This is a genomic window from Stenotrophomonas sp. STEN009 (genome assembly GCF_056760395.1).
Genome location: NZ_JBRRES010000015.1, coordinates 1 through 13,740 on the forward strand (window position 1 = coordinate 1; position 13,740 = coordinate 13,740).

Genomic DNA, 13,740 nt, shown 5'->3' on the forward strand with positions numbered 1-13,740 from the left:
TGGGGGGGGGCCCGTGGGTTGCGCGGGGGAGGCCGTTAATCGGCCCTTGTCGGCGTGCCGGCGCACCCCTGGCGGCGGACACCCCCGTCCTTCCCACCCGCACGCCCCCCGACAATTTCCGTGCGCGTCAGCCACGGAAGAGAAAGAAGAAGATCAAAAGCAACAGCAACAGCCGCGCGCTGTGGGTTGGGGTCGGATCCGTCTTCCAGAGGAAACGGATTCGACCCCTTCGTGTTTTTCCGGCGCAGGCTGCCGAACACCCTCAATCCGAATCCTGCGCGCGCGCTGCTTCGGCCTGGGTTTCTTCCTGTGCCGCCATTTCGCGCGCGATCCACGCATCGATCATGTGCCGCTGGCGCTGTGCCTGCCGCCGCTCCCGCGTGTACTCCTGGTCCAGTACCCGGTACAGCGAGACCATCACCAGCACCATCAGCAGCGCGAATGGCAGTGCCGAGATCGTGATCATGCCCTGCAGCGCGTCGAGGCCGCCGGCCAGCAGCAACGCACCTGCGATCAGCGCGATGCCCACACCCCAGGCCAGCTTGCGCTTGGCGGGCGGGTCGCCTGCCTCGTCGGTGGACATGCTGGCCAGCACCAGCACCGCCGAGTCAGCCGAGGTCACGAAGAAGATCATCAGCAGAACCAGCGCGATGCACGACAGCAGCAATGGCAGCGGCATGCTGTCGAACAGGGTGAACAGTACGGTCTCATAGCCGTTGCCCAGCGCCTGTACCAGGTCTGCATGGCCGAAGATCTGCGACCAGATCGCGGTGCCACCGAACACCGAGAACCAGAAGAAGCCCAGCAGCGTCGGCGCCAGTACCACGCCCACCACGAACTCGCGCACGCTGCGGCCACGCGAGATGCGCGCGATGAACGAACCCACGAACGGTGCCCAGGAAATCCACCAGGCCCAGTAGAAGATCGTCCAGTCGGCGACCCACGTACTGGAGGAGAACGGTGACATGCGCAGGCTCATCGTCACCAGCTGGTTCAGGTAGGACCCCAGCGTCGTGGTGAAGGTATTGAAGATCGCGCCGGTCGGCCCGAGCACCAGGACCAGTGCCAGCAGCAGGGCGGCCAGCGCCAGGTTGAAGTTCGACAGCCATTTCACGCCGCGCTCCACGCCGCTGAGGGTGGAGGCCATGTACAGCACGAAGGCGACGGCGATGATGGTCAGCTGCAGCGGCACACCGGCATGCACGCCGAACACGCGCTGCATGCCGGCTGCGATCTGGATGGTGCCGAAGCCCAACGTGGTGGCCACACCGATTGCCGTGGCCACCACCGCGGCAATGTTGACAATCCGTCCTATCCAGCCCCGATGATGATGACCGATGATCGGCTGCAGCATGTCGCTGACCAGCCCGCGGCCGTTGCGGTTGAACTGGAACCACGCCATTGCCAGACCGATCAGCGCGTAGATCGCCCACGGATGCAGGCCCCAGTGGAAGAACGCATAGCGCATCGCTGCACGTGCGGCGTCCATGCTTTCCGGTGCCAGTCCTTCCGGCGGCTTGCTGAAGTGGGAGATCGGCTCGGCCGCCCCCCAGAACACCAGGCCGATGCCCATGCCGGCGGCGAACAGCATCGACATCCAGCTGGCCCGCGAGAATTCGGGTTCGGCGTCTTCGCCACCGATGCGCAGGTTGCCGAAGCGGCCGAACGCCAGGTACATCAGGAACACCAGCGCCAGGAACACCACCAGCAGGTACAGCCAGCCGATGCCGCGGATGAGTTCGCCGAGGATGCTCTGCACCACGGCGTTGAAGGGACCGGGCGCTACGCCGGCAAGCAGCACCAGCAACAGGACCAGTGCGATGGAAACACGAAACACCATGAAGGAGCTTCTCCGATCAAAGGGATTGAGGGAGCGAGCAAATGCTTGCAGCGAGGGGCCGGCGGCACTCGAGCGCTAGCCGGGCAGGGGCCGCGATGGCGGCGATGCGTCATCGGTCGCAGCGACACGATGCGCGTGCACGTTACTGAACGCGACGTCATGGTTGCGTTAATTCATCAATGGCGCGTGACGCGCAGCCGCCCCGTGGGCTCGCCCTGTTGCAGGACTTCTTATGGTCTAATGCCGGCAAGAAGCGGGGGTACCGCGGCCATCGGCCACGGTTGAGACAGTCCCTTGGAACCTGATCCGGCTCATACCGGCGTAGGGAAGCTTTGCAATGCAACCGAACCCGGACGCGGCCCAAGGGCCGTCCGCGTGCGGGGGCAGTGCGCCGCCGCTTCGTCCCTGACCCTCCTGGACGATGCCCGATGAACGCACAGCTCTCCGCCCTGCAGCAACAGGCCCAGCAACTCTCCGAATCCGTGACCCGGCCGATTCCCGGCTCGCGCAAGATCCATGTCACCGGCTCGCGCCCGGACCTGCGCGTGCCGATGCGCGAGATCACACTGAGCCGCACGCCGACCCTGTTCGGCGGCGAAGAGAACGCGCCGGTCACGGTGTATGACACCTCCGGCCCCTACACCGATCCTGACGTGCGCATCGACCTGTCCGCGGGCTTGCCGGCCCTGCGCCGTGCCTGGGTCGAAGCGCGGGGTGACACCGAACAGCTTGATGGCCTGAGCTCTTCCTTCGGCCGCGATCGCGAGCACGACCCGAAGCTCGATGCGGTGCGCTTCCCGGCCCGTAGCCTGCCGCGCCGCGCCCGTGCGGGTGGCAATGTCACCCAGATGCACTATGCGCGCCGCGGCATCATCACGCCGGAGATGGAATTCGTCGCCATCCGCGAGAACCAGCGGCTGGACGCGATCCGCGATGCAGGCCTGCTGCAGCAGCATCCGGGCGAAGCCTTCGGCGCATCCATCCAGAAGATCATCACCCCGGAGTTCGTCCGCGACGAAATCGCCCGTGGCCGGGCGGTGCTGCCCAACAACATCAACCACCCGGAAAGCGAGCCGATGATCATCGGCCGCAACTTCCTGACCAAGATCAACGCCAACATCGGCAACAGCGCGGTGTCATCCGGCATTGCCGAGGAAGTGGAGAAGCTGGTGTGGGCGATCCGCTGGGGGGGCGATACGGTGATGGACCTGTCCACCGGCAAGCACATCCACGAGACCCGCGAGTGGATCATCCGCAACTCGCCGGTGGCGATCGGCACGGTGCCGATCTATCAGGCCCTGGAGAAGGTCGATGGCCGTGCCGAGGCACTGACCTGGGAGATCTTCCGCGACACGTTGATCGAACAGGCCGAACAGGGCGTGGACTACTTCACCATCCATGCCGGCGTGCTGCTGCGCTACGTGCCGCTGACCGCCAAGCGGGTGACCGGCATCGTCAGTCGCGGCGGCTCGATCATGGCCAAGTGGTGCCTGGCCCATCACAAGGAGAATTTCCTCTACACGCACTTCGAGGACATCTGCGAAATCATGAAGGCCTACGACGTGACCTTCTCGCTGGGCGATGGGCTGCGCCCGGGCTGCATCGCAGACGCCAACGACGCGGCGCAGTTCGGCGAGCTGGAAACGCTTGGCGAGCTGACGAAGATCGCATGGAAGCATGACGTGCAGACGATGATCGAAGGTCCCGGGCACGTGCCGATGCAGCTGATCAAGGAAAACATGGACAAGCAGCTGCGCGAATGTGGTGAGGCTCCGTTCTATACGCTGGGGCCGCTGACCACGGACATCGCGCCCGGCTATGACCACATCACCAGTGCCATCGGCGCAGCGATGATCGGTTGGTTCGGTACCGCGATGCTCTGCTACGTGACGCCGAAGGAACACCTTGGCCTGCCCAACCGCCAGGATGTGCGCGACGGCATCATGGCCTATCGCATCGCCGCACATGCGGCCGACCTGGCCAAGGGGCATCCGGGCGCGCAGGTCCGCGACAACGCATTGAGCAAGGCGCGCTTCGAGTTCCGTTGGGAAGACCAGTTCCACCTCGGGCTGGACCCGGAGAAGGCAAAGGAATTCCATGACGAGACGCTGCCCAAGGACGCGCACAAGCTGGCGCACTTCTGCTCGATGTGCGGGCCGCACTTCTGCTCGATGAAGATCACCCAGGACGTGCGCGAGTACGCCGAGGCCGGAATGAAGGAGAAGTCCGAGCAGTTCCGCGCTGCGGGCGCGGAGGTCTACCAGCAGGGCTGATCGGACTGGCGTCGCCGGGCGTGCCCCGGCGGCGCTGCATCGCGCGCCTCACGCGCATCCCGTTATCCTCCGCCCATCTTTCCGGGGAAGGGACGCCATGCCTGTTGCCGTGACCACCCGCTGGCTGGCCATCGCCCGCCGCCATCCGTCCGCGTGGCTGCTGGGCGCGCAGCTGCTGGCGGTGATGCTGTATCCCGCGCTGGACGACACGGCCGCCGGCCGCGCCGCATTGGGCATGTTTGGAATGGCGGTGCTGGGCCTGGCGTTGTGGGTGGTCCAGCGCAGCCCGTTGGGTACATGGCTGGCACTGCTGCTGGCGATTCCGGCGGTGGTGTTCTCCATCGCCGGCGCGCTGCTGGACCGCGCCGCGCTGGTGACCACCGCGCAGCTGCTGGAGAGCCTGCTCTACTTCTATACGGCCGGCGCCCTGATCGCCTACATGCTGCAGGACCACAAAGTCACCCGCGACGAACTGTTCGCGGCCGGCGCCACCTTCACCTTGCTCGCGTGGGCATTCGCCTTCGCATTCGGGGTGTGCCAACAGTGGTATCCGGGCAGCTTCCAGGGCAGCAGCGAGGGACCTCAGCGAAGCTGGATGGAGCTGCTTTATCTGAGCTTCAGCTTGCTGTCCGGGGTCGGCCTGAGCGATGTCGTGCCGCTGCATCCGCAGGCACGCGCACTGGTCATGCTGGAGCAGTTCTCAGGCGTGATGTACGTGGCTTTGGTGGTTTCGCGGCTGGTCGGATTGACCATGCTGCGGCGTTTCTGAAAATGAATGGCAGATAAAAATTTCGCGCCCGAAAGGGCGCGAATGATGGTGCGAAGTTATGTGAATGCGTCGGCGAGAGAGAGCCTGATGTCGACCACGCGATAGGCGAGGTAACCGGCATAGGCTAGTATTCGCGCGCTCCATTGTTTTTGCGGTATGCGCCGATGCTTTGTGCGGAGTCTGGCTTTTCGCTGTTCCCCGTTGGGGACGGTATCGAAGGCGAACACTGCCCGGAAACTGTCTCTACTGTTTAGCAAAAAATGAACCGCAGCGAAATCCAGCCCACCGAATCTGATCGGATCCGGATTGGCGAATGTGTCGTCACTTTGTCCTCGCGAGAGGTCGAAGTTGCCGGCGCGCGTCGCCCGCGCCGGCTGACGCCGAAGGCGCTGGGCGTGCTGCGTGTGCTGCTGCGGCAACCCGGGCGCGTGGTCACCCGCGAAGAACTGTTCGCCGAGGTGTGGCCCGATACGCTGCCCACCAACGATGTGCTGACGCAGGCGGTCACCCAGCTGCGCAAAGCCTTCGCCAACGACGATGACAACGGCCAGGCGTATATCGAGACGATCGCCAAGACCGGCTACCGCCTGCGCGTGCCGGTGCAGGCCATGCCTGAGCCCGAAGCGGAACTGGCGGTCGATGCCGAAGGCGCGGCTGGCGATTCCAACGCGGCCATGGAAGTGCACACGCCAGCCCCGGAGGACATGCGACGCCGTCGCTGGCGCTACCTGCGACGTCGATTGTTGCTGGTGCTGGGCCTGTTGATGCTGGCCGCACTGCTGGTGATGACGGTCCTGCTGCTGCGCCGTGCGCCGGCCAGCTCTCCGGTGGAGGCGGCGGTGGAGAACGGCACGCGGGTGATCGGCAGCCCGCAGCGGCCCTATCGGCTGATCACCGCCACCGCAGGCTTCGAAACCTATCCCACGCTGTCGCCGGATGGTTCGCAGGTGGCCTACGAAGGTGCCAGCGAGGATGGCCTGGGCGGCGGTGCGATCAAGGTACAGACGTCCGGCAACGCGCCGGCGCGGCAGCTGCTTGTTCCTCCTGCGGGTGCGGTTGATCGCTTCCCGAACTGGTCGCCGGATGGACGCGACATCGCCTTTGCCCGCTTCTCCGCCGATGGGGGTTGTCAGGTGCTGATCGCCAGTGCGACCGGCGGCGCGTTGCGCCAGGCCACGCGCTGCGATGGCACCGAGCTGCTCAGCTTCGATTGGACACCCGACGGGCGCGGCCTGGTATTCGGCAGCATGGTGGGCCGCTATGCCCACCGCGGTATCCGAGTACTCGATCTGGCCAGCGGACAGTGGCAGCCGCTGCAGTACGCCGTCGATCAGGACGATTTCGATTACGCGCCGCGCTATTCGCCGGACGGCAAATGGCTGGTGTTCGTGCGCAACCCGCAGATGGGCGACCTGTGGCGGGTTCCTGCCGCGGGTGGCACGCCGGAGCAGCTGACCAGCGAGTCGGCCGAGCTGCGCGGATGGGCCTGGCTTGGCGACGGCCGCACCATCGTGTTCGGCCGCCGGGTCGACAGCGAGGTGCGGCTCTATTACCTCGACATCGAGCGGCGCACGCTGCGTGATGCCGGACTGGACGATGCGCAGTGGCCGGCGGTATCGCGGCATGGCGGCATGCTGGCCTTCGTCCATCGCCGTGCACAGTTCGGCGTGTTCAAGGTGCCGATGCAGGGCGGTGAACCGGAGCGCCTGTTTGCGTCCAGCGGCCGCGATGGTCAACCGATGGCAGCACCGGACGGTCGCCAGCTGGTATTCACCTCTGACCGCTCGGGCAGCTTCGCTCTCTGGTGGGCGGACATGCAACGCCCCGATTCGCTGCGGCCGATCGAGGGCCTGCGCCCGGAAGCACGGCAGGCCCCCGATTGGTCGGCCGACAGCCGGCAACTTCTGGTGGTTGGGCGCGATGCACACGGTCGCGCGGTGGTCTACGAGATCGCACCCCGCGACGAGCGTCTGCAACCGCTGCCCGTGCCCGCCGAACAGCCGCTGCAGGCGCTGTATGGCGCCACGCCCGAGCAGCTGCTGGTGGTCGAACGTGATGTCGACCAGCGTACGCGGCTCAGTCTGTTCGATCGCAGCACCCAACCCTGGCGGCGGCTGGCGAGCATCGACGGCGTCTCCCAGGTCCGCTTTGACCGCGCAGGCCGTCGGGTGCTGTTCACCCGCCTGGCGGCGGAGGGGTTGTGGGCGGCGGACGCGGCGCTGTCCCCGGACAGCGTGCGGCAGATCAGCGAGGACAAACCCAGCCGCTGGCGCTACCGCTCGTGGACGGTTGCCGGCCACGACAGCATCGGATATCTCGGCAGTTCCACCCGCTGCAGCACCATCCTCGTCCGCATCGCCGCCGGGCAGGAGGATGCCGGGCGCTGCCTGGACGCGCAGCGCTTGAGCGCGAGCAACGGACTCAGCGCCAGCGCAGACGGGACGGCCCTGTTTGTCGCTCTGGCAGTCAGTGATGGCGCCGACATCGGCGTGATGCGGCTGCCCGAAAAGGCGCCAGCGCTGTTCCCGGCCTTCTCCAAGATGTTGATGTTCAAGGGAAATGGGCCTTCGTAATTTTTTCGTCGGGATCTCGCCGCGAATTCGTGGCGATCTCGTCGGTCTTTCCTGACGCGGTGCCGCCTGATTGGGCAAAACGGAGGCCTGTACTTGGCAAATCCGTGGTGCACCATGCGTCAACTCTCACTGGCCGATCGTGGCCAATCCGTCTCCCTGGACAAGGCACTCGATGACGTCGTGCCGACCTGTCTGGGCGTTGCCCGGCTCGGCAGCCTGCAGACCGCGGGCAGCAGCTTCACCGTGTGGATGCAGGTGCGCGGCAGCTCCTGGGTGGAGGCCAAGGAGGGGCGCTTCCGCCTGCGCCACGGCGAATGGATCGCGTTCGAGAAGGAATCGCGCCCGCTGGTGCAGGCAGGGCGCAACGGGCTGTGCATCGGCCTGAACCTGAACGTGGAAGCGCTGCGTGTGCTGGCGGAGATGGCCGACTGCGGCCTGTACGCGGGCCGCGGCCGGATGGGCCGCAGTGACGCTCGCGTCGCGCTGCGCCTGTGGCGTGATGCCTTGGCCAGTGGCCACCCGGCGCAGCACCTGCGCCCGCTGCTGCTGCATCTGGCCGGCCTGCAGCGTGGATTGGCCGACAACGTGCAGCGCTGCCCTGGCCGTTCGCGCAGCCGCAAGCGCCAGGTGTTCGGTCGCATGCAGCGCGCCCGCCTCTATCTGGAAGGCAACAGCCACCGCGTCGTACGCATCGGCGAACTGGCCGAGCTGACCAACTTCTCCAGCTGGTATCTCTCCAAGACGTTCCAGAGCCTGTATGAAGAAAGCCCGCAGTCGCTTTCGGCACGGCTGCGCCTGGAGCGCGCCGCCGACCTGCTGCGCGACACCGACATGATGGTGGGAGAGGTCGCCGCGGCCAGTGGTTTCGACAACTGCTGCAGCTTCGCCCGGGCGTTCCGCGCCCGCTACGGGCAGTCCGCTTCGCGCTTCAGGGAAAACGGCGGCTTGCTCCCGCCACAATCCGCAAAGTCTCTGGTTGGTTCGCGCAAATACAGCGCTGCAACGCAATCGTAACGTGCTGGGGTGTTTTAACACGCTGCTAACACGTACCTTGGAGAGATTGATGAACGTTCGTAACCCCGCAGTGCGGTTCGGCCTGCTGCCGGCCGGCATTGCGCTGGCGCTGGCGCCCGCCTTCGCTTCCGCACAGGAAGCACCGGAAGCAAAGGGCACCACCGACCTGGACCGCATTTCGGTCACCGGCTCGCGCATCCGCGGCGCTGCCGTTGAAACCCAGCAGCCGATCGTCACCCTGAGCCGTGAGAACCTGGAAAAGCAGGGCTACACCTCGGTTGCCGACGTCCTGCAGAACCTGACCTCGGCCGGCTCCCCGGCCATCTCCCGTTCGGAGTCGCTGGCTTCGGGCGAAAACGTCGGTGGCTACTACGTCGACATCCGCAACCTGGGCGCGCAGCGCACCCTGGTGCTGATGAACGGCAAGCGCCTGGGCGCGACCACCGCCGGCTACCAGGATCTGAGCCAGATCCCGATGGCCGCCATCGAGCGCATCGAGATCCTGAAGGACGGCGCCTCGGCCATCTACGGTTCGGACGCCATCGCGGCCGTGGTCAACGTGATCACCCGCAAGCGCTTCGACGGCGCTGAAGCCAGCGTCTATGTCGGTCAGTACGGCAAGGGCGACGGCGACACCGAAACCTATTCGTTCACCCTCGGCAGCATGGGCGAGCGCGGCGGTGTCACCATGTCCGCCGAGTACTCCAAGCAGGATCCGGTGTGGGCGAAGGACCGTTGGTTCAGCCGTGACGGCAACGCCGGCCCGAACTACCCGGGTTCGGGCGCCAGCCCGATCAACCAGAAGGGTGGCTTCTGCGACCCGTGCGTCACCCCGAACCTGAAGCAGGGCGAGCCGGGCTATGTCGGCCCGAGCGACCAGCGCTGGTACACCCTGCGTGATGGCGGCAACCCGGCCAACCGCGCCGACTACCGTCTGGAAACCTCCGCTGACGCCGTCAATGCCAACCAGCAGATGATGGTGCAGACCGGTATCGAGCGTAAGTCGCTGTACGTCAACGGCAACTACGACTTCACCGACGCGATCTCGTTCAACGCTGACGTGCTCTACAACGAGCGCAACACCACCCAGCAGATCGCAGGCTATCCGTACCAGTCGGCATCCTTCGACACCCCGCTGTCGGCCGACAGCGCGTTCAACCCGACCGGTGAAGACCTGACCTTCCGCCGCCGTCTGTGGGAAGTGCCGCGCACCACCGAAAGCCAGGTCAAGACCCTGCGCTTCGCCCCGAGCATCAGCGGCTTCTTCGACTTCGCCGGCAAGACCTTCGACTGGGACGTCGGCGCGCTGTGGAACCGCAACGAAACCACCAAGCGTGGTCACGGCGACATGAGCCTGATCGCATCGGAACAGGCGCTGGGCGCTTCGTTCATCGGTGCTGATGGCGTCGCCCGCTGCGGCACCAGCATGTCCGATCCGCTCGCCACCAGCGGCTGCCGTCCGTGGAACCCGCTGCTGCCGTTCGGCGTTGCCGGTGCCGGTTCGCTGGCCGACCAGGCCACCCAGGACTTCCTGTTCCCGTACTTCACCGATACCGGTCTGACCAAGACCACCAGCTTCACCGCCAACCTGTCGGGTTCGATCGTGACCCTGCCGGCCGGTGACCTGGGCTTCGCCGTGGGCGTCGAGCACCGCAAGGAAGAAGGCCGCTTCTCGCCAGACGCCTTCGCACAGTCGGGCCAGTCCACCGGCCTGGGCGCGCAGACCACCCAGGGTGAGTACTCGCTGGACGAGGTCTACCTGGAACTGAACGTGCCGGTCCTGGCGGACATGCCGTTTGCCAAGGAACTGACCCTGAATGCTGCGACCCGTTACTCGGATTACAGCAACTTCGGCGACACCCTGAACTCGAAGTTCGGCTTCACCTGGCGTCCGCTGGACGAGCTGCTGGTTCGCGGTACCTGGGCTGAGGGCTTCCGTGCTCCGACCATCGACAACCTGTACGGTGGCCTGAGCAGCAGCTTCGAGTCGTACACCGATCCGTGCGGCATCACCGCGCCGGGTTCGGTCAACGGCAACGCGGCCTGCTCGGCGGCGGGCGTCCCGGTCGGTTACACCCAGCTGGGCCAGGGCCTGATTCCGTGCACCTCGACCCCGTGTGCGACGCCGGACCAGTTCATCTCGGGTGCCAACCCGAACCTGACCCCGGAAACCTCCAAGAGCACCACCGTCGGCCTGGTCTGGAGCCCGCGCTGGGTGCAGGGCCTGGACATCTCGCTGGACTGGTACAAGTACGAAATCAGCGACATGATCATCGCTGACAGCGTCGACCGCATCCTGCGTGACTGCTACGTGCTGGGCGATGCTTCGCGTTGCGCCGCGCACACCCGTGCAGGCGATGGCCACATCAACGGCATGACCTACGGCCTGGCCAACCTCGGCCAGATGGAAACCCAGGGCTACGACCTGGGCATCAAGTACCGCCTGCCGGAGCTGGCCATCGGCCAGTTCGCGATCGACTGGCAGACGAGCTACCTGGCCAAGTACGACGAGCAGGGCCAGAACGCTGACGGTGACAACATCACCATCGGCCGTGTCGGTGAGCCGGGCCTGTTCCGCGTGCGTTCGAACCTGGGCCTGACCTGGTCGAAGGGTGACTTCGGCGTGGCGTACACCGCGCGTTACTACTCGGGCATGAACGAAGCCTGCGTGGCCAACCGTCCGTGCGACGACGCCGACCGCTACCAGAACGGTGAGAAGTCGCCGCTGCGCAAGACCGGCTCCAACACCTTCCACGACCTGCAGGTCAGCTGGAAGGCACCGTGGGATGCCACCATCGCGCTGGGCGCCAACAACGTGTTCGACCACAAGGGTCCGATCATGTTCACCCAGCCGAACTCGAGCTTCGCCTACTACGGCGGCTTCGACGTGGGTCGCTTCCTGTACATGAAGTACACCCAGCGCTTCTGATCCATCGAAGTGCGATAGCAGAACGAGGAGGGCGGACCGCAAGGTCCGCCCTTTTCATTTCTGTAAGGGAATTCTGATCAGGTCGGGAAAGTGAGTGCGGTCACTGTCTGCTCTTGTCGCATTCAGCACAGTAGGTGCGTCCAATACCGGACACTGGGAGATGGATATGAAGCGCACGCTTTTCCGCCAGGTATCGGCCGCCGTCCTGATCTATGCAACGCTGGTGGGCTCGCTGTCCGCACAGAACATCATCGTCTGCGGCGGCGGTGTGTACTGCGAGCAACTCCGGCTGGAGTGCCTGGCCAAGGGCAACGCCCCGGCCCTGTGCGAGCGTCAATGGCGTCTGTGCGTGCTGGACGCCTGTCCGCAGCGCTGAGAGAGAAAAAAGGGCGCGTCCGTTGGACGCGCCCTCATGCGAGGTGACGGCAGTCGCCCGCGTGCTGCTCAGGCGTCAGTGGGTGTCAGCCCCATCAGTGCATTGGCATGCTCACGCCACTGCGGCAATCGATTGAGTACGCCTGCGCGCTGCAGGTAGTCCTCGTCAACGGGATCGCCGTTGACCAGCGCCAGCGCCACGTGCACCGCGCCGGTCACCCAGAAACTGCGGGTCGTGGCGCGTTGCGGCTGCAGGTGGAACGCCACCGCTTCGATGATCGGCATCGGCAGGCCCCACAGCCCCAGCAGGTAGGCGCCGGCTTCGGCGTGCCCGGGACGGAGGTCGCCGGCCAGCGCAGGCTCGCTGCGCTCGTTGCGGACGCCCGGCAGCAGCAGGCCGATGTCAGCCAGCAGCGCCGCGGTGGCACCCAGTTCCGCACTGGAATCGGGCAGCAGGCGGGCGGCCAGGCGCGAGGCGAGCAGGGCGCGCTGCTGCAGCGAGTTGCGTTCGGCCGCAGACAGCGTCGGTGCCGAGAACACCTCGCTTGCCAGGACCAGGTCGCGCAGGGTGGACAGGCCCAGTCGGGTGACCGCCGTGCGCAGATCGGCGATGGTGCGGCCCTGGCTGAAGAAGGCCGAGTTGGACAGCTGCAGGACTTTCGCGGCGATGGCAGGATCGGCGGCGACCAGTTTGGCCACGTCGGCGCTGTCGGTATCGTCATCGTGTTCCAGGGCCTGGGTCAGGCTCAGGTACAGGTGTGGCGGCGAAGGCAGCTTCTCGATGCGGCCGATGGCATCACGCAGGCGCGGGCTGTCCAGCACCTCGCGCAGCTCTTCCAGGCTGGTCAAGGCCTCCAGCAGCACTTCCGGCGCCAGTGGCAGCGGCAGGAAGCGGTGGGCAACGCCGATCAGGCGCGCCGGTGGTGGCCGGTTGCCGTGCTGGGCATCGACCAGGGCGATACGGATGGTTTCCGGGCGCAGTGTCCGGATCTGCCCCAGCAAGGTGGTGGCATTGAGGTCCGGCAGCTGCGGGCAGACGATCACCGCGTCCACGCCCTGCGTCGCCACTGCCGTCATCGCGGTGTGGCCGTCGGCGGCGGTCAACGGCTGCCAGTCTTCCCCAAGATCGGCAATGAATTCGGTCAGCTCGGCCGGCAGGCTGGCTGCATCTCCAACAAGCAGAATACGCACGACACAATCCCCTGGCTGTCTCGACGCTGGATGTCGACGACGTGTGAAGTGACGCAATTTACCTAATACAGCACCCGGAGTGCTGTGCCGCGGTGTTGAAACGTGACCCGCATCGCTCCGGCAGGACACACCGGAGCGACGCGGTTCAGGATCAGGCCTTGTTGCCTTCCAGGTAGCGCGCGTGCGCTTCGACCAGGATCTGCTTGGCTTCCGCCGCACCGCCCCAGCCGTCGAGCTTGACCCACTTGCCCTTTTCCAGGTCCTTGTAGTGCTCGAAGAAGTGGCCGATGCGCTCCAGCCAGTGGCTGGAGACCTGCTCGATGTCCTCCACGTGGGCATAGCCGCTGAAGATCTTGGCGACCGGCACGGCCAGGATCTTCTCGTCGCTGCCGGCCTCATCGCTCATCTTCAGCACGCCGACCGGGCGGCAGCGCACCACCGAGCCCGGCACCAGCGGCAGCGGCAGCACCACCAGCACGTCGGCCGGATCGCCGTCGCCGCACAGGGTGCTGGGCACGTAGCCGTAGTTACACGGGTAGCGCATCGGGGTCGACAGGATGCGGTCGACGAAGATCGCGCCGGTTTCCTTGTCCACTTCGTACTTCACCGGCTCCGAGTCCTTCGGGATCTCGATGATGACGTTGATTTCTTCCGGCGGGTTCTTGCCGGGCGAGACGAGTTCCAGACCCATGGTCGTGCTCCAGGTGGGGATGTAGGCGGATAGCCGTCCATTTTATGCCTTTGCAGGCCGCTGTGCAGGTGGGGCGACCCCTACA

General features: G+C 65.8%; 9 protein-coding genes and 1 riboswitch. Of the genes, 6 read left to right on the forward strand and 3 right to left on the reverse strand.

The genetic code is table 11. The annotated features are described in order from the left end of the window. Positions 1–262: 262 nt before the first annotated feature. A complete protein-coding gene (locus ACVOMM_RS08835; RefSeq protein ID WP_053519166.1) occupies positions 263–1,840 on the reverse strand; it encodes a BCCT family transporter in 1,578 nt (525 codons plus the stop codon). 245 nt (positions 1,841–2,085) lie between these two features. Continuing rightward, a riboswitch (TPP riboswitch) is annotated at positions 2,086–2,186 on the forward strand. A gap of 82 nt (positions 2,187–2,268) precedes the next feature. Here ACVOMM_RS08835 and thiC point away from each other — a divergent pair. The 6 genes from thiC to ACVOMM_RS08865 all read left to right on the forward strand — a co-directional run bounded on the left by thiC (position 2,269) and on the right by ACVOMM_RS08865 (position 11,774). After that, positions 2,269–4,113: a phosphomethylpyrimidine synthase ThiC gene (thiC, locus tag ACVOMM_RS08840; RefSeq protein WP_065175099.1), complete on the forward strand. Its 1,845-nt coding sequence runs from the start codon at positions 2,269–2,271 to the stop codon at positions 4,111–4,113. Positions 4,114–4,210: 97 nt separating this feature from the next. Further along, on the forward strand, positions 4,211–4,882 hold the full coding sequence (locus ACVOMM_RS08845) for an ion channel (protein ID WP_053519170.1): 672 nt from the start codon (positions 4,211–4,213) through the stop codon (positions 4,880–4,882). A 260-nt stretch (positions 4,883–5,142) separates the two neighbouring features. Then, complete coding sequence (locus ACVOMM_RS08850) at positions 5,143–7,455, forward strand: winged helix-turn-helix domain-containing protein (protein WP_346475419.1); 2,313 nt, start codon at positions 5,143–5,145, stop codon at positions 7,453–7,455. Between the two features lie 114 nt (positions 7,456–7,569). Next, positions 7,570–8,469: a helix-turn-helix transcriptional regulator gene (locus ACVOMM_RS08855; RefSeq protein ID WP_053519175.1), complete on the forward strand. Its 900-nt coding sequence runs from the start codon at positions 7,570–7,572 to the stop codon at positions 8,467–8,469. 49 nt (positions 8,470–8,518) lie between these two features. Further along, positions 8,519–11,398, forward strand: a complete 2,880-nt coding sequence (locus tag ACVOMM_RS08860; protein WP_053519177.1) for a TonB-dependent receptor plug domain-containing protein — start codon at positions 8,519–8,521, stop codon at positions 11,396–11,398. Between the two features lie 166 nt (positions 11,399–11,564). Then, positions 11,565–11,774 carry a hypothetical protein gene (locus ACVOMM_RS08865; RefSeq protein ID WP_053519179.1) on the forward strand — a complete coding sequence of 70 codons (210 nt, stop codon included), beginning with the start codon at positions 11,565–11,567 and terminating at the stop codon, positions 11,772–11,774. Between the two features lie 68 nt (positions 11,775–11,842). On the opposite strand, the gene ACVOMM_RS08870 is transcribed toward ACVOMM_RS08865, so the two are convergent. Both ACVOMM_RS08870 and ppa read right to left on the reverse strand, forming a co-directional pair. Beyond that, complete coding sequence (locus ACVOMM_RS08870) at positions 11,843–12,964, reverse strand: HDOD domain-containing protein (protein ID WP_053519181.1); 1,122 nt, start codon at positions 12,962–12,964, stop codon at positions 11,843–11,845. Positions 12,965–13,115: 151 nt separating this feature from the next. Continuing rightward, the gene (ppa, locus tag ACVOMM_RS08875) at positions 13,116–13,655 is read right to left on the reverse strand and encodes an inorganic diphosphatase (protein ID WP_180875872.1); all 540 of its coding nucleotides are present in this window, start codon (positions 13,653–13,655) and stop codon (positions 13,116–13,118) included. Positions 13,656–13,740 lie beyond the last annotated feature (85 nt).